The 25977-nt window shown below is 61.5% G+C and carries 28 protein-coding genes and 1 pseudogene; 17 read left to right on the forward strand and 12 right to left on the reverse strand.

Annotated elements, in window-relative coordinates; genetic code table 11:
* Window positions 1-1190 precede the first annotated feature (1190 nt).
* From LB554_RS29460 to LB554_RS18065, 8 genes are all read right to left on the reverse strand, one after another.
* A complete protein-coding gene (locus LB554_RS29460) occupies window positions 1191-1325 on the reverse strand; it encodes a hypothetical protein (RefSeq protein ID WP_263485860.1) in 135 nt (44 codons plus the stop codon).
* Window positions 1326-1516: 191 nt separating this feature from the next.
* Complete coding sequence (locus LB554_RS18035) at window positions 1517-2308, reverse strand: sugar isomerase domain-containing protein (RefSeq protein WP_224585996.1); 792 nt, start codon at window positions 2306-2308, stop codon at window positions 1517-1519.
* Between the two features lie 36 nt (window positions 2309-2344).
* Complete coding sequence (locus LB554_RS18040) at window positions 2345-3115, reverse strand: GntR family transcriptional regulator (protein ID WP_015316345.1); 771 nt, start codon at window positions 3113-3115, stop codon at window positions 2345-2347.
* On the reverse strand, window positions 3112-3987 hold the full coding sequence (locus LB554_RS18045; protein WP_224585998.1) for an ROK family protein: 876 nt from the start codon (window positions 3985-3987) through the stop codon (window positions 3112-3114). Before LB554_RS18045 ends, LB554_RS18040 begins: the two co-directional genes overlap by 4 nt.
* Complete coding sequence (locus tag LB554_RS18050) at window positions 3984-4724, reverse strand: PIG-L deacetylase family protein (RefSeq protein ID WP_224585999.1); 741 nt, start codon at window positions 4722-4724, stop codon at window positions 3984-3986. The genes LB554_RS18045 and LB554_RS18050 overlap by 4 nt, the downstream gene beginning before the upstream one ends.
* On the reverse strand, window positions 4721-5578 hold the full coding sequence (locus tag LB554_RS18055; RefSeq protein WP_015316342.1) for a carbohydrate ABC transporter permease: 858 nt from the start codon (window positions 5576-5578) through the stop codon (window positions 4721-4723). The genes LB554_RS18050 and LB554_RS18055 overlap by 4 nt, the downstream gene beginning before the upstream one ends.
* Complete coding sequence (locus LB554_RS18060) at window positions 5575-6507, reverse strand: carbohydrate ABC transporter permease (protein ID WP_224586001.1); 933 nt, start codon at window positions 6505-6507, stop codon at window positions 5575-5577. Before LB554_RS18060 ends, LB554_RS18055 begins: the two co-directional genes overlap by 4 nt.
* Before the next feature lie 50 nt (window positions 6508-6557).
* Window positions 6558-7829 (reverse strand): extracellular solute-binding protein, encoded by a 1272-nt coding sequence (locus tag LB554_RS18065; RefSeq protein WP_224586003.1) that lies wholly within the window; start codon window positions 7827-7829, stop codon window positions 6558-6560.
* A 321-nt stretch (window positions 7830-8150) separates the two neighbouring features.
* Between LB554_RS18065 and LB554_RS18070 the strand changes: the two genes are divergently transcribed.
* The 3 genes from LB554_RS18070 to LB554_RS18080 are packed head-to-tail and all read left to right on the forward strand — an operon-like array spanning window position 8151 to window position 11205.
* On the forward strand, window positions 8151-9443 hold the full coding sequence (locus LB554_RS18070; protein ID WP_224586005.1) for an ABC transporter substrate-binding protein: 1293 nt from the start codon (window positions 8151-8153) through the stop codon (window positions 9441-9443).
* The gene (locus tag LB554_RS18075; RefSeq protein WP_224586007.1) at window positions 9443-10333 is read left to right on the forward strand and encodes a carbohydrate ABC transporter permease; all 891 of its coding nucleotides are present in this window, start codon (window positions 9443-9445) and stop codon (window positions 10331-10333) included. Before LB554_RS18070 ends, LB554_RS18075 begins: the two co-directional genes overlap by 1 nt.
* Window positions 10330-11205 carry a carbohydrate ABC transporter permease gene (locus LB554_RS18080; protein WP_224586008.1) on the forward strand — a complete coding sequence of 292 codons (876 nt, stop codon included), beginning with the start codon at window positions 10330-10332 and terminating at the stop codon, window positions 11203-11205. Before LB554_RS18075 ends, LB554_RS18080 begins: the two co-directional genes overlap by 4 nt.
* Before the next feature lie 127 nt (window positions 11206-11332).
* Here the strand turns inward: LB554_RS18080 and LB554_RS18085 are convergent, their stop codons facing one another.
* Window positions 11333-11605 (reverse strand): hypothetical protein, encoded by a 273-nt coding sequence (locus LB554_RS18085; RefSeq protein WP_224586009.1) that lies wholly within the window; start codon window positions 11603-11605, stop codon window positions 11333-11335.
* A 685-nt stretch (window positions 11606-12290) separates the two neighbouring features.
* On the opposite strand from LB554_RS18085, the gene LB554_RS18090 reads away from it, so the two are divergent.
* From LB554_RS18090 to LB554_RS18105, 4 genes are all read left to right on the forward strand, one after another.
* The gene (locus LB554_RS18090; protein WP_224586010.1) at window positions 12291-13259 is read left to right on the forward strand and encodes a GAF domain-containing protein; all 969 of its coding nucleotides are present in this window, start codon (window positions 12291-12293) and stop codon (window positions 13257-13259) included.
* Between the two features lie 134 nt (window positions 13260-13393).
* Entirely contained in the window at window positions 13394-14911 is a 1518-nt protein-coding gene (adh, locus tag LB554_RS18095) for an aldehyde dehydrogenase (protein WP_224586011.1), read from the forward strand.
* A gap of 64 nt (window positions 14912-14975) precedes the next feature.
* The gene (locus LB554_RS18100) at window positions 14976-15362 is read left to right on the forward strand and encodes a DUF779 domain-containing protein (protein ID WP_224586012.1); all 387 of its coding nucleotides are present in this window, start codon (window positions 14976-14978) and stop codon (window positions 15360-15362) included.
* Between the two features lie 111 nt (window positions 15363-15473).
* Window positions 15474-15689 (forward strand): DUF1858 domain-containing protein, encoded by a 216-nt coding sequence (locus tag LB554_RS18105; RefSeq protein WP_224586013.1) that lies wholly within the window; start codon window positions 15474-15476, stop codon window positions 15687-15689.
* Here LB554_RS18105 and LB554_RS18110 read toward each other — a convergent pair.
* Window positions 15686-16390 (reverse strand): Crp/Fnr family transcriptional regulator, encoded by a 705-nt coding sequence (locus tag LB554_RS18110; protein ID WP_224586014.1) that lies wholly within the window; start codon window positions 16388-16390, stop codon window positions 15686-15688. The two genes, LB554_RS18105 and LB554_RS18110, sit on opposite strands and share 4 nt — an antisense overlap.
* A gap of 327 nt (window positions 16391-16717) precedes the next feature.
* Between LB554_RS18110 and LB554_RS18115 the strand changes: the two genes are divergently transcribed.
* The 6 genes and pseudogenes from LB554_RS18115 (at window position 16718) to LB554_RS18135 (ending at window position 20453) form a co-directional block, all read left to right on the forward strand.
* On the forward strand, window positions 16718-17161 hold the full coding sequence (locus LB554_RS18115; protein WP_224586015.1) for a pseudoazurin: 444 nt from the start codon (window positions 16718-16720) through the stop codon (window positions 17159-17161).
* Window positions 17162-17405: 244 nt separating this feature from the next.
* Window positions 17406-18512 (forward strand): copper-containing nitrite reductase, encoded by a 1107-nt coding sequence (nirK, locus tag LB554_RS18120; protein ID WP_224586016.1) that lies wholly within the window; start codon window positions 17406-17408, stop codon window positions 18510-18512.
* 74 nt (window positions 18513-18586) lie between these two features.
* A pseudogene (locus tag LB554_RS29545) lies at window positions 18587-18976 on the forward strand (SUMF1/EgtB/PvdO family nonheme iron enzyme); the annotation flags it as partial.
* A 79-nt stretch (window positions 18977-19055) separates the two neighbouring features.
* Window positions 19056-19460, forward strand: a complete 405-nt coding sequence (locus LB554_RS29550; RefSeq protein WP_318013209.1) for an SUMF1/EgtB/PvdO family nonheme iron enzyme — start codon at window positions 19056-19058, stop codon at window positions 19458-19460.
* 26 nt (window positions 19461-19486) lie between these two features.
* Window positions 19487-19939 carry a group III truncated hemoglobin gene (locus LB554_RS18130; RefSeq protein WP_224586018.1) on the forward strand — a complete coding sequence of 151 codons (453 nt, stop codon included), beginning with the start codon at window positions 19487-19489 and terminating at the stop codon, window positions 19937-19939.
* Window positions 19940-20021: 82 nt separating this feature from the next.
* Entirely contained in the window at window positions 20022-20453 is a 432-nt protein-coding gene (locus tag LB554_RS18135; protein WP_224586019.1) for a potassium channel family protein, read from the forward strand.
* Window positions 20454-20474: 21 nt separating this feature from the next.
* Here the strand turns inward: LB554_RS18135 and hemN are convergent, their stop codons facing one another.
* Window positions 20475-21824, reverse strand: a complete 1350-nt coding sequence (gene hemN / locus LB554_RS18140) for an oxygen-independent coproporphyrinogen III oxidase (RefSeq protein ID WP_224586129.1) — start codon at window positions 21822-21824, stop codon at window positions 20475-20477.
* Window positions 21825-21973: 149 nt separating this feature from the next.
* On the opposite strand from hemN, the gene LB554_RS18145 reads away from it, so the two are divergent.
* Window positions 21974-22702 (forward strand): Crp/Fnr family transcriptional regulator, encoded by a 729-nt coding sequence (locus tag LB554_RS18145; RefSeq protein ID WP_224586021.1) that lies wholly within the window; start codon window positions 21974-21976, stop codon window positions 22700-22702.
* A 90-nt stretch (window positions 22703-22792) separates the two neighbouring features.
* Here LB554_RS18145 and LB554_RS18150 read toward each other — a convergent pair whose 3' ends face one another.
* Window positions 22793-23314 (reverse strand): hemerythrin domain-containing protein, encoded by a 522-nt coding sequence (locus LB554_RS18150; RefSeq protein WP_224586023.1) that lies wholly within the window; start codon window positions 23312-23314, stop codon window positions 22793-22795.
* A gap of 147 nt (window positions 23315-23461) precedes the next feature.
* On the opposite strand from LB554_RS18150, the gene ccoN reads away from it, so the two are divergent.
* The 3 genes from ccoN to LB554_RS18165 are packed head-to-tail and all read left to right on the forward strand — an operon-like array spanning window position 23462 to window position 25975.
* Window positions 23462-25072, forward strand: coding sequence for a cytochrome-c oxidase, cbb3-type subunit I (gene ccoN / locus LB554_RS18155; RefSeq protein ID WP_224586025.1), 1611 nt, complete (start codon window positions 23462-23464; stop codon window positions 25070-25072).
* A gap of 10 nt (window positions 25073-25082) precedes the next feature.
* On the forward strand, window positions 25083-25814 hold the full coding sequence (gene ccoO / locus LB554_RS18160; protein WP_224586027.1) for a cytochrome-c oxidase, cbb3-type subunit II: 732 nt from the start codon (window positions 25083-25085) through the stop codon (window positions 25812-25814).
* Between the two features lie 11 nt (window positions 25815-25825).
* Window positions 25826-25975, forward strand: coding sequence for a cbb3-type cytochrome c oxidase subunit 3 (locus LB554_RS18165; RefSeq protein ID WP_140533974.1), 150 nt, complete (start codon window positions 25826-25828; stop codon window positions 25973-25975).
* Window positions 25976-25977 lie beyond the last annotated feature (2 nt).

Genomic DNA, 25977 nt, shown 5'->3' on the forward strand with positions numbered 1-25977 from the left:
CCGGCGCCATTCGGGCAACCTCCCAGAGGCCGCCGGTCTTTTCTCCCATCGGGGCGGCAATAGCCGGCGAACACATCTCAAGCAAGCACCTATCGCCAGCGCCTGATGCTATCATCGGGCCGCTTCGCGACGATTGACAACGGCCTCCGATACGGCGCGAAGGTCACCATCCTGCCCGGCCCGTGTAGGAGCTCGCGCCTCATCCCATGCGTCAACGACGTCGAGAATGCTCTCGGCAACCACCGCTTGGCCAAAATCTGATGATACCACCTCGCGATCTGTGGCGCGGTAGACTCCATAGCCAACTTTGCTGAGCAGCCCATCGTTGCACAGCGCGCTCGCGGTTACGCTTGAAGGTTCTGGCGTAATTTCGAGAGGGATCGGCAGCTCACAGTCGCAGTTTCATTCGGCCGGGGGAGCCAGTGCTGCGAACGCAGTATATTGCCGCCTGCCCTCCACAGTCCCTCTAGTTCCGACAAGCGTGTGGAAAAAGCCTGAAATTCCGATCGCCTGGTTCCAATTCGTCGATCCCACGTCGACCCCAAGCACGAACGCGTCGGGGCGATGGTGCCGGACGGCTGACTCGAGTCCGACCGACCTTGCACACTTTGTTGGCAGTCGATCCGATTTCTAACCAGCCATATCCGGTGCTTCTACTCCCTCGCACAGTGGCTTCCATTTCCCGCGCAACTGCATGATCGAGGGTTTGGGAGCGTGCTTGAGGCTGCTCACATGCTCCCGACGTCGGATATTTGGAGAGCCTGATGGACAACAGGAAGTTTTGACAGCTGACGAAGTGTCGGAACGCTATCGTGGCAGCATCTCTCTTGGAACGCTGCGAAATTGGCGAGCGAAGAGGATTGGACCGGCGTACGTCAAGCTTGGCAAAGCGGAGTTGTACCCAATTGAGGAACTCGAGATGTGGGAGCAAAGAATACTGAGCGTGACGTGCGTCAACGCGGTTCAACATGAACGGCGGTGAGTGAGCATAATTGGCGACGGAGGAACATCCAATACCGCCCCCAAAAGCCGCTCCTCACACTCTTGGCGACAAGGATTAATATATTTCAATAAGATAATGGGCGGTGAGAGGAAGTTCCACAACGAACCCACTCGATACCCGTCCGGCATGATGGATCACTCGGCGTCAGTGCCGTGCTTCAAAACAACTCAATGAGCGCTTCTTTATTTCAAAGCATGGCGCCTGGTTGTGGACCGGCCAAGACAGATTTGTAAGATGATAATATTACGCCGTTTTTTGAGATTTCATCGGCCACTGGTGCAGGGATTGGGATTTGTTCGCAATGGCCGATCTTGATCGTCATGCTCTTTTTCCCGAAGAGCGCCGCAGCATCTATTGCACGAACATCAGATTGTTCTGAATGCGCGTTTGCGGTGCGATTCCGAACGCGCCAGCCAAGCCATGCTGGCACATCTGAGAACCGTCGAACGCAATCTGCTCGGACGGTAGCAATCAGGATCGAGAAGCGCACGTGGCGCCTCTCGATTCCAAACATCACTCGCCGCGCATCGTTGCCTGGAAGGTTGGCAGGTGCTTCTTCTGCGCTTCCAGCATGCGCTCCCGGTAGACGCCGTAAATGACGTCGGTGTCGTGTAGCGTCACGCCAGCGATGGTCGGCGAGGCGAAGACCGGGAGTTCGATGCCGCGCTTGGCGAGCTGCTCGGCCGTGCGGGCGATCAGCTCATGCGCCAGGATCATGGCAAGCACCGTCGACGAGCCCGACACCGGACGGCTCCAGCCCTCGACCGGCACGATCGCATCCTCGATTGGGGAGCAGGTGTCGATGACGAGGTCAGCCACATCGGCCAGCCGCTTGCCCGACGAATGCGTCGCCGGCTTGTCGAGATTGTTTTTGCTGGTCACCGCGACGACGAAGATGCCGCGCTTCCTCGCGTAGAGCGCGGTATCGATGCCCGACGAGTTACGGCCGCTGTGGCCGAAGATGATCATCGAGTCACCCTTGTTCAGCGGCTGGTGGTCGAGGAATTTCTCGGCGTATTTCTCGGTCCGCTCCAGCCACAACAGCTCGCGCACGCCGCCGGCGCCGAGCACATTGTGCCACATTACCCTTGGGTCGGTCAGCGGGTTGAAGCCGACATAGCTGCCGTAGCGCGGAAACACTTCTTGCACCGGCAGCACCGAATGGCCAGAACCATAGAGATGCACCAGCCCGCCGCCTTGGAGCGAATCGGCGAAGCGGCTGGCGGCCTCGCCGAAGGCCTCCTCATTGGCTTTTGCCGCCTGGTCGATGAGCGCGGTGAGACGATGAATGTAGAGATCGGACACGTGGGTACTCCTGTTTAAGTGTCGGCTTGGGATGGATCAGCTTCTTGAGGTTGACGGGACACGCCCGGCGCGCAGCGTCGAGCGGATTTCGTAGCGGTCGCCCCGCATGATCGAGACAGTGAATTCGAACGAGCCGCGCTCATCCGTGGTGATGCGCTCGACGACGAAAGCGGGACTGCCTGCGGGCAGGTCAAGCAACTCGGCATCGCCCGCGCCTACCGCGCCTACGCGATAGATTTCGCGTGCCGCCACCGGCACGATGCCGTAATGGCGCTCCAGCGCCTCATAGAGCGATCCCTGCAGCAGGCCGGCATCGAGGAAGCCAGGCACGCGCGCGGCCGTCAGCTGCGCTGTCTGGATGCCGATCGGTTCGCTGTTGCCGAGTCTAAGCCTGCGAATGCGCACCACGGGGTCACCCTCCTCGATCTCCAATGCGCCGGCAGCGGCGGCATTGGCCGTCGTCAGGCTGCAGTCGAGCAGGCGCGAGCCGGCGACCACGCCCATATTGCGCATTTCCTGGGTGAAGCTGGTCAACGCGCGCGTGCCGGCAACGAGCGTGGTGGATCGCACGAAGGTGCCACGGCCGTGTTCGCGTCGCAGCAGCCCACCTTCCTCCAGATTGCGCAGAGCGTGACGCAGTGTGATTCGGCTGACGCCAAACAGCGCGCAGAGCCTGTCCTCGGCCGGGATCTGGTCGCCCGTCGCCCATTCGCCGCTCGTGACAATGGCGCGGATCGCTTCCTCGACCTGGTACCAGAGCGGCTCCGGCTTTCTGCGATCCGGTTGCTGAAAGCTCGCTTCGCTCATCGCACCTGCCTCCACCTTTCCCCCAAACCGCCGGCGAGCGCCGCGCCGACAAGGCCGGCATCCGAGCCGAACTGGCCAGGCTCGATCGCGATGCCGCGCAGATGCGACGGCAACTGGCGACGCAGGGACGCGAGCAGCGGCGGCCGCATCACGTTGAGCGCTTCCGCCAGTCCGCCCGATATTAGCACCGCCTGCGGATCAAGCAGCGCCACGGCACCGGCAAGCGCGGTGCCGAGCTGGCGCGCCGGCACTTCAAGCAGGGTCCGCGCCGCCAGTTCGCCTGCCTGGGCAGCGGCAATCAGCTGGCGCCCGTTGGCCAGCCCGATCTGGCCGGCAAGCGCGTCGAGCGCGCGGCCGGAGGCGACGCGCTCCAGCCAGCCACTGCGCTCGCCGCCATGGTCTTTGATGTCAGCGCAGGCCCAACCGAACGAGCAGGCGCCGGCATGCGCGCCGGCAACGATACGGCCATTGGCAAGCACCGCCGAACCGATGCCGGTACCAATAGCCAGCAGGATGACGTCCGACATGGCCTTGGCGCTGCCTTCGACGGCTTCCGCCAGCAGCGCGATCTGCGCATCATTGCCAAGCCCAATGCGCAGCTTCGGGAACAAGGTCTGGAGGTCGACGCCGTCGAGAAAGGGCAGGTTCGGAATCCAGCGGCAAACCGAGCCCTCGGCGAGGCCCGGCACGGCAATGCCGAGCGCCTCGACCGATCCGGTGTCGGCGCACAACGCGTGGATGCGAGCAACGAAGGCATCCAGACTTGGCGGCGCCGGCTCACGGCTAAGCACCCTCAATGCGCTGATGTCGCCGGTATGGATGGCGGCCCGCAGATTGGTGCCGCCGAGGTCGATGGCCAGCACGCGCCTCATCGGCCGCGCCCTCCGCTGGCTGGCGGCGCGAACAGGCCACTGCCGGCATTCCACGAATGCGATGCCGCCGCGAACGCCTGCGCATGGCGTGTCCCACGCAGACAACCGCGCAGCCGATAGAGCGCGCTGTAATAGTCGACATAGGGAAAGCTGCTCAGGCCGCGTGCCAGCTCGTACTCCTTGACCGCCTCGCTCCAGGCCTCGAAGCCGTCGCTAACATCGACCAGATGCTCGGGCCGGAAGCCGTCATCGTCCTCCCAGTTCTCGCCGAACAAGAGCAATTGCGGCGTATGCGCCGCATGATCACTCGCGACAGTCGGCAGCGCTGCGTAAAAGATGCCGGCTTGCGTCAGATGCGCGGCGGTGCGATGATCCTTGTGCCAGCTGCCGTGCCAATGGGTGATGACGATCTCAGGTTTCAGCTCGCGAATGACGTCGCACACCTCAAGCGCCGTCTGGTCGTCTGAAGGCAGGAAGGCGTCGCGAAGGCCAAGGCTGCGCACCTTGACCCCAAGTCGTGCCGCCGCCCTGCCCGCCTCCTCTTCCTTCTGAGCGCCATAGTGCTCGGGGATGAGGCAAGGGTGACCCTGTTCGCCCATGGTCAGATGCAGAAAGGTCACCGAAGCACCGCGCTTGACGGCGGCCGCCGCCAGCGGACCGGCAATCACCTCGGCATCGAAGGCGTGCGCGCCGACGACCAGCATGGAATTAGCGGCGTAGATCCTGTCCTCGATCATTTCATACCTCCCCCGGCGCCGACGCCTTCGCGAATCTGGCGGGCGAGCAGACAATACATGATCAAAATTGGGGCCATGGAGATCGCCAGCGAGGCGAAGACCAGGCCCCAATCGGTGCGGAACTGGCCGACGAAAACGCTTATCGCCAGCGGCACGGTTTTGTAGCGGTCGTCGAAGATGAAGATTAGCGGGAAGAAGAAGTCGTTCCACACGGCAATCGCGGTGAAGATGGCGACGATCGAAACGGCGGGCTTCACCATCGGCAGGATGACCTGGAACAGGATGCGGACCTCGCCGGCGCCATCCATGCGGGCCGCCTCGTCGAGTTCAGAGGGCAGCACGCGCATGAAATTGGCGAAGATGAAGACGGCGAAGGGAATGCGGATCGCCGAATAGACGAGGATCAGCCCGGTCAGAGAATCGAGCAGACCGAGATTGCGCATCAGCGTGAACAGCTCGACCGAGGCGAGCCGGATCGGCAGCATGATGCCCGACAGGAACAGGCCGAGCATGACGGCGTTCCAGCCGAGCTTGTAGCGGCTGAGCGGATAGGCGGCCATCGCCGAGACGACAATGGTGAGGATGACCGCGCCGCCGGTAACGATCAGGCTGTTGACGAAATTCTGGCCGAGATTGGCCCGCGTCCAGGCGTTGACGAAATTGTCGAAGGCCCAGCTCTTCGGCAGTCCGAGCCGATTGTCGTAGATCTCGGCCGTGGTCTTGAAGCAGGAGACGACGAGGATGTAGAGCGGCAGCAACACGGCCGCCGTCCACACGACCAGCACCGTCCAGCCCGGCAACCGCGCAACCTGCCGCGAGAGGACTGGCCGACGTGAAATGACCAGCGCGCTCATAGCTGCACCGTGCGGCGGTCAAAGAAGCGCAGCATCATAAGCGTGCCGGTGCTGAGGATCAGGAACAGCATGGTGCCCAGCGCCAGTGCCAAGCCAATATCGGTGATGCCGACGGCGCCTTCCGCGCCGAAGGCCAGCCGGTAGAAATAGGTCACCAGCGTGTCGGTCGAATAGCTCGGATTGCCCTGCACGCCCTGCATCACATAGACCATGTCGAACTGGTTGAAGGTGTTGATGAACGACAAGGTCGTCAGCGTGCCGAGCGCTGGCATCAGCAGCGGCAGCGCGATCGAGAACAGCATGCGCGCATCGCTAGCGCCGTCGAGCTTCGCCGCCTCGAAGATCTGGCTGGAAATCTGCCTGAGACCGGCCGTGTAGATGAGCACCGGCAGGCCCATCCAGTTCCAGGTGTCGACGGCGATCAGCATCCCGAGCGCCGTGTGGCTGTTGCCGAGTACCGTGAGGCTGCCCTGGTGCAGACCAAGCCCATTCAGCGCCCACTCGACGACGCCACCCGGCGCGAGGAGCAGACGCCACAGCGCGCCGACGATGACCGGGCTCAGCACCGCCGGGAAGAAGAAGACCGACTGGAAGAAGGCGGCGCCCTTGTCGCGCAGGAACAGCAGCCAGGCGAACAAGAGCCCGATGCCGTTCTGGAAGACCATGATGCCGAAGAACCAGGCGGTGTTGTGCCACAGCGCCCCGTAGACCCGCGCGCCGCTTGGAAAAACGAACAGCCGCGAAAAATTGGCCAGGCCGGCGAACTCGACCATGCGCAGCCCCTTCCAGAGGAAGAAGCTGCCCCACAGCGACATTGCCAGGGGATAGAGGACGAACAGCGCATAGACCGCCAGAGCCGGCAGGATGAAAAGCACGGCCATGCGCTCTTGCGTGCGGCGAAGGCTGCTTTTGCGGCGGAGGGTGGTCATACGTTGTTCTGTCCGGTAGGGGCCGGCCGCTGTGCGACCGCCCCGGCTCCTTACTGCTTCGGCTTGAACCAGGTGGCGACGGCGGCCTGCATGTCGGCCGCCAGCTTCTCCGGCGTGATGTTGCCTTCGACCATGTCGATGATCTCGGACTGCAAGACGGAAGAGGCGGTCGGCGACTGCCAGCGGAAACCGACCAGCGTCAGGTAGGGTGTCGAGTTCTTCGACATCGCCATCATCTCGGCCAACACCGGGTCCTTCACGGTCACATCCGTGCGGGCCGGCGGCCAGCCGAGTTCGTCGGCGAACATCTGCGCGAATTCGGCCGAGGCCATGAAGTCCAGGACCTTGATAGCAGCTTCCTTGTTGGCACTTTCGGAGACAAGGCCATAGGAGCCGTCGGAGAAAGCCGAGGTGTAGAGTTTTGCCCCGGCATCGTCGGCAGGGAACGGGAAGATCGAGAATTTCAGCTTGGGATTCTGCGCCTTGAAGCTGCCGTTCTCGAACGAACCGCCGAGGAACATCGCCGCCTTGCCGCCGATGAACAGCTGCGTGGCAGTGGTGTAGTCGATGCCGGCGAAACCATCGGGAAAATAGGGCTTCAGCTCAGCGAAGCGCTTCAGCGCCGCGACATAGCGCGGGTCCTCGAAGGTGGCCTTGCCGGTCATCATCTCGTCGTAGAAGCCCGGGCCGTAGACGGTCGGGCCGACCACACCGACGCCGATCTCCAGCTCCCAGGCCGAGCCGTTGGCGCCGCCGGTGGCGATCGGGGTGATGCCGGCCGCCTTTAGCTTCTCGCAGGCGGCGGCGAAATCCTTGTAGGTTTTGGGGATTTCGATCCCTTGGGCGGCAAAGATGTCTTGGTTGTAGAAGACGCCCATCATCGGCACCGAATAGGGTACGCCGTAGAGCTTGCCGTCGGCGCGGCCACGGGCGCCGCCAAGGGCCGCGTCCGGCATGTTCTTCAAATCGGGCACGCTGTCGTCGAGGACGTCGAGATAGCCGGCATCGACGAAGGGCTGCAATTCGCCATAGGCCTTGAGCTGGGCGATGTCAGGCCCGCGGCCGCCGCGCAGCGCCGTGCTCAGCCGGTTCTGGTAGTCGGCATCAGGCGTGAACTGGATGTTGACCGTGATGCCAGGGTTCTTGGCCTCGAAGGCATCGAAAATGCGGCGCATCGCGGCCTCGTCCTCGGTGCGCCAGCTCCACAGCGTCACCGTGCTATCGGCCTTTGCCGGGAGGGTCGTGAAGATGCCGGCGCCGGCGGCGGCAAGGCCGCCGATCAGTCCAAGCGCGGCGCGTCGGTGAATTGAAAGCATGCTCATTGCCAGTCTCCCATTGTTCTCTTTCTTTGGCGTCTCGCGGCGTTTCTATGTCACGAGAGAGTCATCGGCTCGGGAAAGTCATTATAATGATATAGCGGCGTTCGCAAGAGGTCTGGTGCGCCCTGGATACGAAGATGGCGCGACTGATTCATCCGCGACACCGGTTAGTGCGTTGTTTATATGGGAAAATATCGTGACGAAAAGGCAGTGCAACTAAAATGCGGCAATCCGGCTTGCCGCTTTTTCACCAGCAAGCCCTTGCGCCGTCACCTTAACTTGTCATAACGTCATCGTGATCGGTGGGCCTTGAGGAGGATGAGGATGTCGTTTGCCTGGACTTCGAAACTGGCACTTGTCGCGAGCCTGACCATGCTGTCCGCGACTGCCTGGGCGCAGTCGGTCAACATCTCCTACCTAACGCATTGGTCGCCAGAGACGGTCGCCTTGCTGGAGGCAGCCGCGAAGGATTATGCGAAGGCAAATCCTGACGTCAGCGTCAGCGTGCGCGCCGTTCCGTTCGGCGATTTGTTGACCACGCTGCGCTCGCAGGGCGGCGGCGCGGATGGTCCAACGATCGGCGGCATTTACGATCTGTGGCTGCCCGAACTCGCGCGCGACAAGCTTGTCGCGCCTGCTCCCGATGCGGTGGCCAGCGAGGTTAAGGCCTCATGGCCGGCCGGCATTGCCAGTGCGGCATCGGTCGGCGGCAAGCTCTATGGCATCCCCAACGAGATCGACGTCTACGCGCTGAATTACAACAAGGCGCTGTTTAAGCAGGCCGGCATCGCGGCAGCACCCAAGACATGGGACCAGCTCAAGGATGCGGCCAAGAAGCTGACCAACAAGGATGCCGGCCAGCAAGGGTTCGGCATGATCAATTCCTGGGCGGCCGGCGTCGTCCATCCCTTCGCCTCGCTGCTGGTCTCCAATGGCGGCGAACTGGTCAAGGATGGGAAACCGGTGCTGGACAGCCCGCAAGCCGCCGAGACTTTTCAGCTCTACGAGGACTTGATCAAGTCCGGCGTCAGCGTGCCGGCGATGGCCACGGCCGACGCCAACACCACCGGCCCCTTCCTGGATAATTTCGTCTCCGGCAAGACCGGCATGATCATCATGGCCAACTGGTGGGAGAGCGCGCTGAAGACCGGCATGGGCGACAAGTTCGCTGACATTGCCACCGCGCCGATCCCCGTGGGCCCGAGCGGCGATAAGCCGCATTCGATCTCCTATTCCTGGATGACAGTTGTCAACGCCAATGCAGATGCTGTCGAGCAGAAGGCGGCGTGGGACTTTCTCGCCTGGTTGAACAATCCGAAGTCTGGCAAGGACGGCGCCTCGGCGATGTCCGGCATCTTGATGTCCATGGGCATTCTGCCCTCGCGCACCTCCGACATCGAGGCGCAGAAGGACAAGCTCGGCTCGGAGTTCCTCTCCGGTTATGTCAGCGTGCTCGCCGATGCAAAACCCTTCCCGGTGGTGCCGGGCGGCCAGGAATTTTCAGAATCCCTGCAGCAGACACTCGAGGCGTTGCAGTATGGCCAGGTCTCGGCCAAGGATGCACAGGCAACGGCGCAGGCCGACGCCACCTCGATCCTGGAGCGCGCCGCCAAGTAATGATTCAGAGGTACCGTGCCTCGGCGGCCATCATGCTGGCGCCCGCCGTGACGCTGATCGGCATCTTCATCCTGTTGCCGATGCTGCTCACCGCCTGGCTGTCGTTCCAGGACTGGTCGACGCAGACGCCGTTTTCCAGCGCCAGCTTCATCGGCCTCGACAATTACCGTGAGATCTTCGGGCCGACCTCGGTCGGACGCGATTTCAAGGGCGCGCTGGTCAACACCTCGATCTACACCGTTCTCTCCGTCGTCCTTATCCTACCGCTGTCGGTGGCCTTCGGCCTGATGGTCTACCAGCATGACGTGCCCGGCGGCACGGCGCTGCGGACGGTGCTGTTTTCCACCTACATGGTCCCGATGATCGCGGTGGCGCTGGTCTGGTCGAAGCTCTATTCGCCGAGCGAAGGGCCGCTCAACCAGATGCTCGGCCTGATCGGCATCGGCCCGCAGCCGTGGCTTTCGTCGCCACGCTCGGCGCTGGTCTCGATCGTCTTCCTCAACGTCTGGCAGCAGGTCGGCTATTTCACCGTGCTGGCCATTGCCGGGCTGACGCAGATTCCCGGCAGCCTCTACGAAGCGGCAAAGCTCGACGGCGCCAACCGGTACGAACAGTTTCGCTTCATCACACTGCCGCTGATGCGACGCACACTTCTGTTCAGCGCAGTCATCGCCATCATCAATGCGGTGCAAGTGTTCGAGCCTGTGGCGCTGATCACGCAAGGAGGGCCGGTGGGCTCGACAAATGTCTTGACCTACCACATCCGCCGCGTCGGCATCGAGCGCGCACAGGGCGGGCTGGGCTCGGCCATGGCCGTCATGCTGATGCTGTCGCTGATCGTCGTGGTCTGCGCGCTGTTTGCTCTTGCCAACCGGAAGGACGACGAATGAGCCCGATTGGGTCTTCGGGATCGTCGAGCCGATTGTCGCGAAAGCGCCCGACCGGCGGCAACGCACTGCTGGCGACGCTGATGCTGCTGGTGGCCGTGGCGTCGGCCTTCCCGCTGGTGTGGATGGTGTTGTCGAGCCTAAAGACGCCGGCCGAGAGCATGCAGGTGCCACCGGTGTGGATACCCCATACGCCGAGCCTGGACGCCTATGAGAAGGTCTCTGGCGTGGTCAATGTCGGCCGCTCGATGTGGAACTCTCTGGTCATCGCCTCGATCACCACCGTCGGCATCCTCGTCACCAGCATGATGGCCGGCTATGCTTTCGCAAAATACCACTTCCCTGGCCGCTCGCTTTTGTTTTCGGTGCTGATCGCCACCATGTTCCTGCCGCCGATCGTGACGTTGATCCCGCTCTACCGCCTGGTCGGCTCGATCGGCCTAAATGCCAGCTTGGCCGGCATCATCGTGCCCAACCTCGCCAATGCGTTCGGCATCTTCCTGATGCGCCAGTTCATATCAGGCGTGCCCGACGAGTTGATCGACGCCGCGCGCATGGACGGCGCCTCGGAGCTGCTGATCCTCTACAAGATCGTCGCGCCCAGTGTCGCCCCGGCGATCGCGGCGCTCGCTTTGTTCGCCTTCGTCTATCACTGGAACAGTTATCTGTGGCCACTGACCGTGCTGCAGGGCAATGCCGACGCCTACCCGATCGTCATCAGCCTCAGCCGACTACTCAGCTACAACAGAGGCGCGGTCAACACTGGGCTGGTGATGGCTGGCGCGACGCTCGCCGTGCTGCCGCCGCTCATTCTGTTCGTCTTTCTGCAGCGCTTCTTCGTCGATTCCATCGTCGGCTCGGCGATCAAGGGGTAGCTGCGCTCAACAAACCAAGCCGACATAGTTCTTGGCCTGCGTGGAGGCGGCGCGCAAGAGCACAAGGTAGTCGAGCTCGGCCTGCTTTTGTTGTGTCCGGATTTGCAGGGCAATTGTCGCCCAGCGACTAAGCCGATATACGCCGGAGCTGTGTGATCTGGTCGTCCAGCATTCGGTAACCTGCAATGAGACCGGTGGTCCATATCGCCAGGTCGCCCAGCGCAGGACTGGTCTGCGCTGCTATGAGATTCCTGTGTGCGGCTTCGCCACGCAGGCCCGCGAGCGAAACGACCAGTGATTTGATGGTCGGGTCGAAACCGTTGATGTCGACCCCGATGAGGGCCATCAGGTTGAATGGGTAATTGAAGGACATCCCGGGGTTCTTGGTAATCTGGTTCAAATAGATTTTATTGGTTGCGGGGACAGGATTTGAATCCGCTGACCTCGCATGCGAAGTCCCTTCAGCAGACGAACTCGGTTGCAGCGCTGTATTGGCGGTAGCGCTCTCCCGTTACTAAAATCATCATAAGCCATTGAAATAACGAGACAATGGCGGCTAGATGGTAGCGCCTGCAGTGGAAATTGTCAACAATTTCAATGCTGAGCTATCAACCTCACAGGGTGAAAAGGCCACTCCATTCTTCCATGAATACCCGCAGGATCTGATCGGACAAGGGTTTACGAGGTAGGTAACTATCGTATTCTGCCGGTCGAAGAACGCTTGGAGAGGCATGCCCGGCGCCAAGGTCGGATCATCTTTGTCTAACGGGTTGCAGTGCCGGGTGCGCCACAATCGCGCGCACAATTTTGACAAGCCTTTCGACGCCCTTGTTGCTGCAAGGCAAGCGCGGTCCAACATTTGATTTGCGCCGGATCAATTCCTGCCTTTTGCCAATAGGCTAAGCTGGTGGAATTGATTGACCGTGGGCCTCGTGCGGACAGCCGCGGGCGCTGCCGGACGGCACAAGCTAGTTCCTTCGACGAATTGCCGGGCTAGTGATGACTTGGGAAACAACTTGGCAGGGCAAGTCCCGAGAGGAAATGTAACCGGACAGGCAGCTGAAGTTTCGAAGCGGGAGGACAGCGTGAACGGGCAGCCAGAAGGCCATCATGTAGACCGCGTCCAGGCAGCTATCGATTCCGACGCGGCAGCGAAATCGGCGTTGGTCGCATCGTGGCAACGTTCATCGAAGCTGCATCGGCTTGATCCGGCGGAGCACAAATCCCCCAAGCGTCTGACGGATGCCGAGTTTAGGAAAGCCAGGCAGAATATCGAGCCGCTGCAAATGGCGGCGCAGTCCACGCTCGACAGGCTCTATCTTGCGGTGGGCGGAGTTGGCTGCTGCGTGCTTCTGGCCGACCGCGACGGAGTGGCCGTGGATCGCCGTGGTGCTGCCTCTGACGACGAGACCTTCAAAGATTGGGGATTGTGGACGGGCTCGATCTGGAGCGAGGAAAGTGAAGGCACCAATGGCATTGGAACCTGCCTTGCCGAACGTCGAGCGCTGACCATCCATCGCGATCAGCACTTCTATGCGCGCAACATGTTGCTGAGTTGCACGACAGCCCCGATCTTTGACCACGAAGGCAATCTGGCAGCGGCGCTCGACGTTTCGTCCTGTCGCGCCGATCTCACCGAAGCATTCACGAACCTGATCTCGATGGCCGTCGCGGACGCCGCCCGTCGCATCGAAGCGGAGAACTTCCGCCGCGCATTCACGCGGGCGCGCGTCCTTCTCCTTCCGGAAACGAATAGCGGGCTCGGTGGCTTGATCGCGATCGACTCCGACGATCTGGTGGTCGGCGCGACGCGCTCGGCGCGGATCGCGCTGGGCATTTCCCAGGAATCGCTGACACGAAGCTTGGCCGCAATGGACGTGTTGAGTGGTGCCGAAGGGATGGAAGGCAGCCTCGACCGAGCGGAGCGTGCTGCACTTCAGCGAGCCTTGGCTCATACCTCGGGCAACATCTCGGCGGCCGCCGAGGCGCTCGGAATCAGCCGCGCGACGCTCCATCGCAAATTGAAACGCTTCGAACTTCGGCGCACCCACTGAGTCTGCCCGCCAACTGTCGCAGTTCTGCGACACTCGCACGAACGACTGGGTTTCGACGGCCTGACAATCAGCATCTGCGCGAGCATATCTCCTCTACGCGTCGCATTCCGCGGCGTTAGCTTTGGGAGGTGAATATGAACAAGGTTGAATTCTCACGCCCGGTCAAGGTGCCCTTCGACAGGCGTTATGGAAATTTCATCGGCGGCAAATGGGCAGAGCCGCGCTCCGGCCGCTATTTCGAAAACTTCTCCCCGGTAAATGGTCAGTTGCTGTGCGAAGTGGCGCGCTCGGACGCTCAGGACATCGAGGCCGCCTTGGACGCGGCACACGCCGCCAAGGACGCCTGGGCGCGCACCAGCGTCGCCGAGCGGTCGCTCATCCTCAACCGCATCGCCGACCGCATGGAGGAGAACCTCGATCTTCTGGCGTGCGCCGAAACCTGGGACAACGGCAAGCCGATCCGTGAAACGACGGCGGCCGATCTGCCGCTTGCCATTGACCATTTCCGCTATTTCGCCGGCGCCCTGCGCGGCCAGGAAGGCAGCCTTTCCCAGATCGACGACGACACCGTCGCCTACCACTTCCATGAGCCGCTGGGCGTGGTCGGCCAGATCATCCCCTGGAACTTTCCGCTGCTGATGGCCTGCTGGAAGCTTGCCCCCGCGCTTGCGGCCGGCAACTGCGTCGTGCTGAAGCCCGCCGAGCAGACACCGGCCGCCATCTTGCTCTGGGCCGATCTTGTCGGCGATCTGCTGCCGGCGGGCGTGCTCAACATCGTCAACGGCTTCGGCCTCGAGGCCGGCAAGCCGCTCGCCTCCTCGCCGCGCATTGCCAAAATCGCCTTTACCGGCGAGACCACGACGGGCCGGCTGATCATGCAGTATGCCAGCCAGAACCTCATTCCCGTCACGCTCGAACTGGGCGGGAAGTCGCCGAACATATTCTTCAAGGATGTCGTCGCCGAGGACGACGATTTCTTCGACAAGGCGATTGAGGGCTTCGTGATGTTCGCACTCAACCAGGGCGAGGTCTGCACCTGCCCGAGCCGCGCCCTCATCCATGAATCGATCTATGACCGGTTCATGGAGCGCGCCCTGAAGCGCGTCGAGGCAATCGTGCAAGGCGATCCACTCGATCCCGCCACCATGATCGGCGCGCAGGCTTCGTCCGAGCAGTTGGAAAAGATCCTGTCCTACATCGACATCGGCCGCCAGGAAGGCGCCGAGGTGCTGACCGGCGGCGCCCGCAACATCCTGCCTGGCGACCTGGCAGGCGGATATTACGTCAAGCCCACCGTGTTCAAGGGCCACAACAAGATGCGCATCTTCCAGGAGGAGATCTTTGGGCCAGTTGTCTCAGTGATGACCTTCAAGGACGACGAAGATGCGCTGTCGATCGCCAACGACACGCTCTATGGTCTCGGCGCCGGCATTTGGACGCGCGACGGCAACCGGGCCTACCGCTTCGGCCGGGCGATCCAGGCGGGCCGCGTCTGGACCAATTGCTACCACGCCTATCCGGCGCACGCAGCGTTCGGTGGCTACAAGCAGTCCGGCATCGGCCGCGAGACGCACAAGATGATGCTCGACCACTATCAGCAGACCAAGAACATGCTGGTCAGCTACAGTCCGAAGAAGCTCGGCTTCTTTTGATAGCCTCCCAAGGAAGAGAGGGCGCGGCTTGCCGCGCCCTATTGCCGAAGAACGGGGGAAGATCATGGACGAGACGTCGCTGGGCAAAGTGTCCGCCACGCCGGAGGCCGAGGTGCTGCTTGCCGAGATCATCGCCGATCACGGCCCGGTGCTGTTTCACCGGTCCGGCGGCTGCTGTGACGGGTCTTCGCCGATGTGCTATCCGCGCTCCGATTTCATCATCGGCGACAATGATGTCAGGCTGGGCGAAATCGGCGACACGCCGGTCTACATCAGCGCCTCCCAGTATGAGGCGTGGAAGCACACCGATCTCAACATCGACGTCGTACCCGGTCGCGGCGGAATGTTCTCGCTCGACAACGGCCGGGAGAAGCGGTTCCTGACGCGGTCGATGATATGCACGCTTGAGCCGGGAGCCGACTCCGGTTTTTTCCAGCGTGCCGGCCCCTAAGGCGATATCTGCCTCTCTCCGGCCGAACAGGCTGCTCCCTGTTTGTTTCAGCGCAACGAGCATCCGGGAAGGACGGCGCACGATGTCCGCTTCCAAACGCGGACGGAAGTCATGAAACGCAAATTCGGTGACGATGCGACGATGGACGAAATCATGCGGAAGGCCCCGGCGGCGATCCGCATCGTGCTGCGGCACGGCATGCTTTGCGTCGGTTGCCCCATCGCCTCGTTCCACACCATTGCCGATGCCGCGCGCGAGCACGACCTGAATGAAGAAAAACTGCGTTGCGAATTGCTCGCGGCGATGGATGGCGGCTATCCGGACTAGCCCTTTTCCACGTGGCCTTCCGCCACCAGCAGGAGCCGGTGCGGTTCGACCACCGTCACCTTCTGACGCCCGCTTTTGACTAGGCCCTGGTCTTCCCAGGCCGAGAGCAGCCGGCTCACAGTATGCAGCGTCGTTCCGGTGATCTCGGCTATGTCCTGGCGCGAGATCGGGAAGTCGATCAATATCCCCTCCTCGGTCTTCCTGCCTGACTGCTTGACCAGCTTGAGCAACGCATGCGCGACGCGCTGTTCCACCTGTTCGGTGGACATCTCGATGACGCGCGTGTGTGCGTCCTGCAGTCTTGCCCCCACGCTCTTGTAGGTGTTAGCCGTGAAACTGGGAAAGTTGGCCGCAAATGTCGGCCAGAGCTGGCTTGGCCAGGCCAGAAGCACGCAGTCGGCGGCGGCGATAGCATTTGCCGGGTAGGTTGTGCGGCCCAGCGCGTGGGCGATGCCCAGCAATTCGCCCGGACTTATGTAGCGGACAGTCACGTCCTGACCATCCGGCGTCGATTTCACCACACGCACATGTCCGTCGAGCAGCAGGAAAAAAGAAAGGGCATCCTGCTCCTGCTCAAAGACTGGCTGATCCTTAGCTATCCTCATGGACCTCGCCTGCCCGACTATGCGGTCGAGATCCGCGGCGGCCATGCCCTCGAAAACAGACAGGCCGGCAATCAGCGAACGATCAAGGCTACCCAACCGTATTACTCCTCAGCTTGATCGCCACAACGCGTCCGGGTCATTTGGCTGGACTGTGTCATGGGCGACCGACTGGCGGCAAGTGATGCATACCGTCTTCAACTCCCGATCTTGCTACACCGGGCCAGATTCCGCCGAACCGGCGGAGCTTGGAAAGGGGCAACTGTCGACATCATTGCCGGGCCTGCTCGGTGAACCTTTCCTGAACCCGCAGCCGGCACCGACATTTTCTTCACCCAATTTGCGCCAGCGCAAATCGCCACGACGTCCGACGATCTAGAAGGACGCACGGTCGATACCGTGACGAACTCAAGAAAGGACTTCCCCATGAAACTGCCCCTGATCGCCGCTATCGCTCTTCTAACCCTTTCTGGCGCCGCAAGCGCCGAGGAGCATGTGGTCCAGATGCTGAACAAGGGCGAGAAAGGTGCGATGGTCTTCCAGCCCGCTTTTACCCGTGCGGTTCCGGGAGACACGGTGAAGTTCGTGCCGACCGACAAATCCCACAACGCCGAAACCATCAAGGGCATGCTGCCGGACGGCGCGGAAGCCTTCAAGGGAAAGCCGAGTGAGGAAATCACCGTGACCCTTACCAAGGAAGGCGTCTATGGCGTCAAGTGCGCGCCGCACTACGGCATGGGCATGGTGGCACTGATCGTCGTCGGCAAGCCCGTCAATCTGGAAGCGGCGCAAGCAGTCAAGCAGGTTGGCAAGGCCAAGACAGTGTTCGCGGATTTGTTCAGCGAAGCGAGCAAGGCCGCCTCCAACTGACCTGCCCTCTTTACAAGGATACCCTCCGGTTCATGATCTCCGGAGGGAACGGCCGGGCGGACCAGGGGAGAGGTCCAGTCCGGCCGCTTTCGTTTTGCTAAGATTTCGCCCGGCCTTCCACGACAACTCTTCCTGTCTCGTCCAACCCTTGGATGAATGAAATCAGATTTGCGCTAGCGCAAAGACGTTCGCGACAAGACGACTAAGGTCTGGCCAGAAATTGGTTCAGGCACAGGAGATGGAAATGCTTACGAGACGTGAAGCGTTATTGGGTTCGGTTTTTACCGCTGCCGCCATCGCGGCGACTACAGCCATGCCGGCTGCTGCTGCAAGCGCAAAGGAGGTGGCCGGACTGCCCCGTGAAAAGGTCACGCTGGTCGCACCGCCTTTCGTGCACGCTCACGATCAGGTCGCCCAGGGCGGTCCGAAAGTCGTCGAATTCACCATGACAATCGAGGAAAAGCCGATCGTCATCGATGCCGACGGCACGCAGCTCAACGCCATGACCTACAATGGTTCGATCCCAGGCCCTCTGATGGTCGTCCACGAGGGTGACTATCTCGAACTCACCCTGATCAACCCCGATACCAACACGCTCGCCCACAACATCGACTTCCACGCCGCGACCGGCGCCCTCGGCGGCGGTGCGCTGACGCTTATCAATCCGGGCGAGCAGACAAAGCTTCGCTTCAAGGCAACACGGCCCGGCACGTTCGTCTATCATTGCGCCCCGGGCGGCCCCATGATCCCGTGGCATGTCGTTTCAGGCATGAGCGGCGCCGTGATGATATTGCCGCGCGATGGCCTCAAGGACGACAAGGGCAAGCAGATCCGCTACGACCACATCTACTATATCGGCGAGAACGACTTCTACATTCCTCGCGACGAAAGCGGAAAGTTCAAGAAGTACGAGTCGGCCGGCGACAATTACGACGACACGGTGAAGGTGATGCGTGGTTTGATCCCGACCCATGTCGTGTTCAACGGCAAGGCCGGATCGCTGACCGGCGAAAACGCCATGAAGGCCAAGGTCGACGAAACAGTCCTGATCGTCCATTCCCAGGCCAATCGCGACACGCGTCCGCACCTGATCGGTGGCCATGGCGATTTCGTCTGGGAGCAGGGCAAATTCGCCAACCCTCCGGCCAAGGATCTCGAAACCTGGTTCATTCGCGGCGGGTCGGCCGGTGCCGCGCTCTACACCTTCCTGCAGCCTGGCATCTACGCCTATGTGAACCACAATCTGATCGAGGCCGTCGAACTCGGCGCGACCGCCCACTTCATGGTCGAAGGAAGCTGGGACGACGATCTGATGATGCAGATCGAGGCGGCAAGAGCCATCGCGTCATAGCGAGGAACCGGCGCTGAAGCCAATGCGACCTTGCGGCAATCCTGCAGGGTCGCTTCACACCCGGACGAAAAGCCATGTCCTTCAACCCAGTCATAGCCCTAGCAGGGGTTGCTTCCGCCGCGCTGGTTGCGATCGGAGTTGCCACGGCGTTTGACCGGCTTTCGCCAGTTGCCGGCCAAATCGTCGGGGACCCGGAACTCGTGAGCCTTGTGCCTGGATCGTTCCGCCATCCCGAGCCGGGTGAATTCCTGAAGGACAGCCATCCCGTAGCGGCGCCCGTCATCCGCGTCAGCATCGATGCTCCTCTGGAAATCATGAAGTACCAGGTGAGCGCGTTGGAATACGGCCGCTGTGTGGCGGCCGATGCCTGCAAGCCCGCCGACGAACGCGCCGACGGAAACTTTCCGGTCACTGGCGTGAGCCACATCGACGCTGAAGCCTATGCCAATTGGCTGTCAGCCCAGACTGGCGAATCCTGGCGACTGCCGACCGACGCGGAGTGGGCCTTTGCCGCCGGCGAGAAGTTCCGAGGCGACATAGAAGGTGGGCGTCAACGATCCCGCCAACCCGGCGCAGCGGTGGCTTGCCCTATACCGCACCGAGGCTTCGCTCGGTCGCAAATCGGACCCCAACCCGAGGTTTCCCGGCGCTTTCGGTTCAAACTCGAAAGAGGTTGCCGACATTGCCGGCAACGTCTGGGAGTGGACGTCGACGTGCTACGTGCATGCGACGCTGAGCGCGGATGGTGCGGGCAGATCGGGCTCGATTGAGAATTGCGGCGTGCATGTCGTGGAAGGGTTCCACCGCACCTATATGTCCAACTTCATCCGGGACGGGAAGAGCGGCGGCTGCGCGGTCGGCACCCCTCCCGACAATCTTGGTTTTCGCCTTGTCCGCGAACGGCTGAGCTTCGCGCAGGCCGTCCTTCGACATTTCGGACTTTCGTAATCCCGGCAGAGGGCGTGCACACCACAATGACCATGAAATCAACATTGACTGAGCGGGCGCGCCCTCTTGCCGAGCAGCCTCTGGACAATCCCGGCGTCGATCGCACGTCGATCGGGAAATTCGTCCGTGAATTCTACGCCAAGATCCGCAAGAACGAACGGCTGGGGCCGATCTTCGCGCGCGAGATCACCGGCGACTGGGGACCGCATATCGAGAAGATGACCGACTTCTGGTGTTCCGTCATTCTCAAGAGCGGCGACTACCACGGACGCCCGGTGCCGGCGCACCTCAGGCTCAAGGATGTGAGCGAGGCCGACTTCGATATCTGGCTGACCGTGTTCGGTGAAACAGCCGGCGAACTCTTTGCTCCCGAAGCGGCCGCGGTATTTGTCGATCGGGCCCAGCGCATAGCGACGAGCCTGAAGCTGGCGATGTTCTTTCGCCTCGCTCCCGCAACGGCAGCTGGCAGGGAACCCTGATTTCAGCCGAGCCGGCGCTTTCGAAGCCGCCGGTTTTGACTTTGCGCAAGGAAAACGGGGCTCGCAGGGCCTAGTCTCTCGCATGCTTCTCAATCTCGCCATCGGCACGCTGGTCATAAGCCTGACTGTCGTGATCCACACTTTTGGCCTCATCGCCGTCACGCATGCGATGCGACATCTGGTTGCAAAGTTTCGCATGCATGGCCGTCGAAGCCGCGTCGTCGCGATGATCAGCGTCGTGATGGGTCTGTTTACCGTTATGACGACGGAAGTCTGGCTTTGGGCCGCCATCTTTCAGTTGGTCGGAGTGTTGCCGGATTTTGAGACCGCACTGTACTTTTCGACCATAACCTTTTCGACGGTTGGCTATGGCGACGTCGTGCCAGCGCACGAGTGGCGTGTGCTGGCGGCGCTCGAAGGCGTGAATGGGCTTCTTCTGATCGGCTGGTCGACCGCCTATCTGATCGCGGCCGGAACGCGCATCGGCCCATTCAGGGTCGGCGAACACTTCTAGAGAACGGACCGGCTTTCGCGTTCAGACGGCCAGGGAGTGTCTGCCTGCCCCGCTTTGGAAATACTTGTCGAATTTTGCCGCCACGATCCTGACAAGCGGGCGGCTATCCTCAGGCACGACAAAGCTCTCGCCGTCGAGTTGAAGCAGCCGTCCCGCGCCGCTGATGGCAAGGCGGCTTGCCTGATGCAGCAGCCCTTGGCCGGTTTCGCCGAAGCGCTCGACAAGGTCGACCGCCGAAAAGGCAAAATGGCACATCAGCCGCTCGATGATCCAGCCTCGCGCAAGATCATCAACGCTGAGCTCGATGCCGCGTGCTATCGCCAATTGTCCGGAACTCACCACCTTCTCGTATTCACCCATCGCGACGATGTTCTGCGCGTAGCCCTGACGGAACCGGCCGATCGCCGAGGGGCCAAGGCCGATGAGCGTTTCACACTGATCTTCGGTATAGCCCTGGAAATTGCGGCGGATCTTGCCGGCGCGCGCCGAGGCTGCGAGCGCATCGTCCGGTTTGGCAAAATGATCCAATCCCAGCGCCTCGTAGCCTGCGTCCACGATCAGCCGCGCGGCAAGCTGCGATTGCGCCAGACGCGCGGTGGAGTCGGGAAGCCAGGCTTCATCGATCATAGTCTGATGTTTCTTGAACCATGGGACATGCGCGTAGCCGAACAGCGCAATCCTGTCTGGCTTCAGCGTGAGCGCCTGCGCAACCGTGGCAGCTACGCTTTCGAGCGTCTGGTGCGGCAGTCCATAGAGCAGATCGAGGTTGACCGAACTGACGCCGCGCGCACGAACCGCGTCCACTACGCTCTTGGTCAGCAGGAAGCTCTGTTCGCGATTGATCGCTTTCTGGACCTTGGGATCGAAATCCTGCACGCCGAGGCTCGCTCTCGTCATGCCGATCGCCGCGAATGCATCGAGACGGCCTTCGTCCATGTCGTTGGGATCGATTTCGACGCTGAGGCTGGCGTCATCGAGAAAATCGAAATGATCTCGCAACGCTTTTCCAAGCGCCAAAATGTCCTCGGGTTTCAATATGGTTGGCGATCCGCCGCCGAAGTGGACGGCGCGCACCTTGCCCTTGCCGCTCACCAGTTCGCCGACGGTCTCGATCTCCCTGTGCAGCGAGCGCAAGAACGTCGCCACCGGCACATAATGCCGTGTCTGCTTGGTATGGCAGGCACAGAACCAGCACAGCTTGTCGCAATAGGGGACGTGCAAATAGAGCGATATTTCATCGTCGACGTCTATGGATTGCAGCCAGCCGCGGACGATCTGGGCGTCGACACCAGGATGGAAGTGGGGCGCGGTCGGATAGCTTGTGTAGCGAGGCACGCTCTCGCCCAATCTCGCGGTCATTTCCGGGTTCACGTCGCTGTTTACTGGCTTTTGCATGGCCGGCAGTTTGACCCCGATCGACTGCCGGAGCTTTGATTTTGATCAAGGTGCCGAGGACGAACTGACGCGACCATGGCCGAAGTAGCGATGCTGTCTGCTGGCATCCGATCCCAGGTGATGCGATGGCCGTGCGACAGGACATTCACAGTTCCGATATTCCGCTGCTTTGCCAATCTTGCGAGGCGCGACATCGCGGGGTCTGCGGAGCGCTCGACTCCGATCAGTTGGTCAGCTTGTCGAAAACCTCCGTCAAGCGCAACGTTCAGCCAGGAGCGGAGCTGATCGGCGACGCCGAGATGATCGACAGCTATTCGAACGTTCTCAGCGGCGTGGTCAAGTTGACCAAGAGCCTTTCGGACGGGCGCCAGCAAATCGTCGGCCTTCGGTTCGCGCCCGACTTCCTGGGCCGGCCGTTCGAATTCGAAAGTGCGATCAATGCCGAGGCGGCGACAGATGTTTCCCTGTGTTCGTTCCCGAGGGCGACGATCGAGCGCATGTTGAGGGCATCGCCCGAGCTGGAGCGCCGCCTGCTCAAACAGACGCTCAAGGAGCTTGACCAGGCGCGCGACTGGATGGTGACGCTCGGACGCAAGACCGCTTCCGAAAAAGTGGCGAGCTTCCTGCTGATGATTGCAACGAACGTCGATCCGACAAATGCCCAGGACACTGGATCTGCGATCTTCGACCTGCCGCTGACGCGGGCGGATATCGCGGACTTTCTTGGCCTGACGATCGAGACGGTCAGCCGTCAGCTGACCAGGCTACGCGCGGACGCAGTGATTCGCATCGAGAACAACCGTCGTGTCTTTGTCGACGATATGAGCCGCTTGGAACGACGGACCGGTGCCTAGAGAAATTCCCGGAAAAGTGCGTAGCGGCTCTCCGTCCGAAATTGCGCAAAAACAAAGAGTTAGGGCGCTTCCGTGACACGCTGAACCGCTCTAGCCAACCCTGCCTGCGGGGATCGTCGGCAGCACATGCTCCCTTTCGAACGCCACGTGCCGGCGCATGCTGTCGAAGAAACCGCGAAGCATGAAGCCGAGCGCTTCGGCGTTGGCGATGGCGCCACCGTGCCCGATCGCAAGCAGCGTGTCTGTCAGGTCCTGCGCCGCGCACTCATCCTCGACGTGTTCGGCTTTCAAGCGGCGAACCGAGGCGGTCCGCGCCGCGTCATCGGCGCCCTTGCCGGCAAAGGCCGGGAAGACATATTCCTCCTCATATCCGTGGCACATGCGCAGCAGCGGCACCAGTTCGTTGGCGACGAGCAGGCATTTCAATCGGTCCACCCGTGAGGGCAGTCCGTCGGCGATCGCCTCCATCTCATCACAGATCCGCATCTTCTGGCCATGCCATCGAGCGACGTCCAGGCACGGCAGCCGGCCGCCGTGAAGGCAGGCTTCGACAACCGGACAGCCGTCCGGTGCATCGCACCTGATGACAACTGACGACTTGCCGCTGGCCATTGGAACCTCCTCGCACGGGATCAATGCGCAAAGATTGTCCGACTGGCAAAGCGTGGACTTTGACATGGATCAAGGCACCGGACCGTCGGCCGCGGAATAGCTGTCGAAACAGTTCACGTTCCGCATTTCGGCACTCGGGGATACATCATGAAATTCGGCACAGAGATTTTCGTCCTGAGCTTGTTCGCGTTTGCAGCCCTGGTGGCCGCCGGCTTCGGAGTGGATGAGCCCTTTCGGCAGCATATGTGGGTGCTGTTTTTCGTGCTTGCCGGATTCACGGGGGTACTGTTGCGCAACATAAGTTTCGCACCAGCCGCTCCGGTCGACCCCACAGCCTACATGGACGGTCCCATCCGCTACGGGGCTATTGCGACGATGTTCTGGGGCGTTGTCGGCATGCTCGTCGGCGTGGTCATCGCGCTCCAGCTCGCCTATCCGGATCTCAATATCCAGCCCTGGTTCAATTTTGGCCGGCTACGGCCCCTTCATACGTCCGGCGTCGTCTTTGCCTTCGGCGGCAACGCGCTGCTTTGCACCTCGCTCTATGTCGTGCAACGCACCTGCCGTGCGCGCCTGTTCGGCGGCGATCTCGCCTGGTTCGTGTTCTGGGGCTATCAGCTCTTCATCGTCATGGCCGCGACCGGTTATCTGCTCGGCATCACCGAGAGCCGCGAATATGCGGAGCCGGAATGGTACGTGGATCTGTGGCTGACCATCGTCTGGGTCGCCTACCTCATCCTCTTCCTCGGCACGATCCTGAAGCGCAAGGAACCGCATATCTACGTCGCCAACTGGTTCTATCTGTCGTTCATCGTGACTATTGCGATGCTGCATGTTGTCAACAACCTGTCGATGCCGGCCTCGTTCCTCGGCTCGAAGAGCTACTCCGCTTTTTCCGGCGTCCAGGATGCCCTGACGCAGTGGTGGTACGGCCACAACGCCGTCGGCTTCTTCCTGACGGCCGGCTTCCTCGGCATGATGTATTACTTCGTCCCCAAGCAGGCGAACCGGCCGGTCTATTCCTACCGGCTGTCGATCATCCACTTCTGGGCGATCATCTTCCTCTACATTTGGGCGGGGCCGCACCACCTCCACTACACGGCCCTACCCGATTGGGCGCAGACGCTCGGCATGGTGTTCTCCATCATGCTGTGGATGCCGTCATGGGGCGGGATGATCAACGGCCTGATGACGCTCTCGGGCGCCTGGGACAAGATCCGCACCGATCCGATCATCCGCATGATGGTGATGGCAATCGCTTTCTATGGCATGTCGACCTTCGAAGGTCCGATGATGTCGATCAAGACGGTGAACTCGCTGTCGCACTACACCGACTGGACGATCGGCCATGTCCATTCGGGCGCGCTCGGCTGGGTCGGCATGATCTCGTTCGGCGCGATCTACTACATGGTGCCGAAGCTGTGGAACCGCGAACGGCTCTATTCGCTCAGGCTCGTCACCTGGCACTTCTGGCTGGCGACGCTTGGCATCGTCGTCTACGCCGCGGTGATGTGGGTTTCTGGCATCATGCAGGGCCTGATGTGGCGCGAATACGACGAGCAGGGCTTCCTGGTTTACTCCTTCGCCGAAACCGTCGCCGCCATGCACCCCTACTATGTCATGCGCGCCGCGGGCGGCGCGATGTATCTCTCCGGCGCGCTGATCATGGCCTGGAACATCACCATGACCATCCTTGGCTACCACCGCGAGGAACAAGCTTTGCCGGGCTCCGTGCCCGCCCTCCAGCCTGCCGAATAAGGAGCCAGAAATGGGCTTGATGGACAAACACGCGCTGATCGAGAGGAATGCCACGCTTCTTCTCGTCGGATCCCTGCTGGTCGTGACGGTCGGCGGCATCGTCGAGATCGCGCCGCTCTTCTATCTCGACAATACGATCGAGAAAGTCGAAGGCATGCGGCCCTATTCGCCGCTCGAACTCGCGGGACGCAACATCTACGTGCGCGAGGGCTGCTACCTCTGCCACAGCCAGATGATCCGGCCTTTCCGCGACGAAGTCGAACGCTATGGCCACTACAGCCTAGCGGCCGAGTCGATGTACGACCATCCCTTCCAGTGGGGATCGAAGCGAACCGGCCCCGACCTCGCGCGCGTCGGTGACCGCTACTCCAACAGCTGGCACGTCCAGCATCTTACCGACCCGCGCTCGGTGGTGCCGGAATCAGTCATGCCGAGCTACGGCTTCCTGAAGGATACGCCGATCGATGTGAGGGACTTCTCCACGCATCTCGTCGCCAACAGGCGCGTCGGCGTCCCCTACTCCGACGACATGATCGCCGCTGCCAATGCCGATCTGATGGCACAGGCGGATCCCAACGCCGACACATCCGGCCTGGAAGCTCGCTATCCGAAGGCCAAGGTCGGCGACTTCGACGGCAATCCGCAGCAGGTCACCGAGATGGATGCGCTGGTAGCCTATCTCCAGATGCTCGGCATGCTGGTCGATTTCAAGACCTACGACGAAGCCGCCGGCTACCGCTGAGGGGAATGACCATGGACTACAATCTGATGCGGGAATTCGCCGACAGCTGGGGCCTGCTCGCCATGGCGCTGTTTTTCGTCGGCTGCATTGCTTTCGCCTTGCGTCCTGGCGGCCGGGCGCAGGCCGACCAGGCCGCCCGGATCCCACTCGAGGACGACTGATC

The organism is Mesorhizobium sp. CO1-1-11 (genome assembly GCF_020164995.1).
GTDB lineage: Bacteria > Pseudomonadota > Alphaproteobacteria > Rhizobiales > Rhizobiaceae > Mesorhizobium > Mesorhizobium australicum.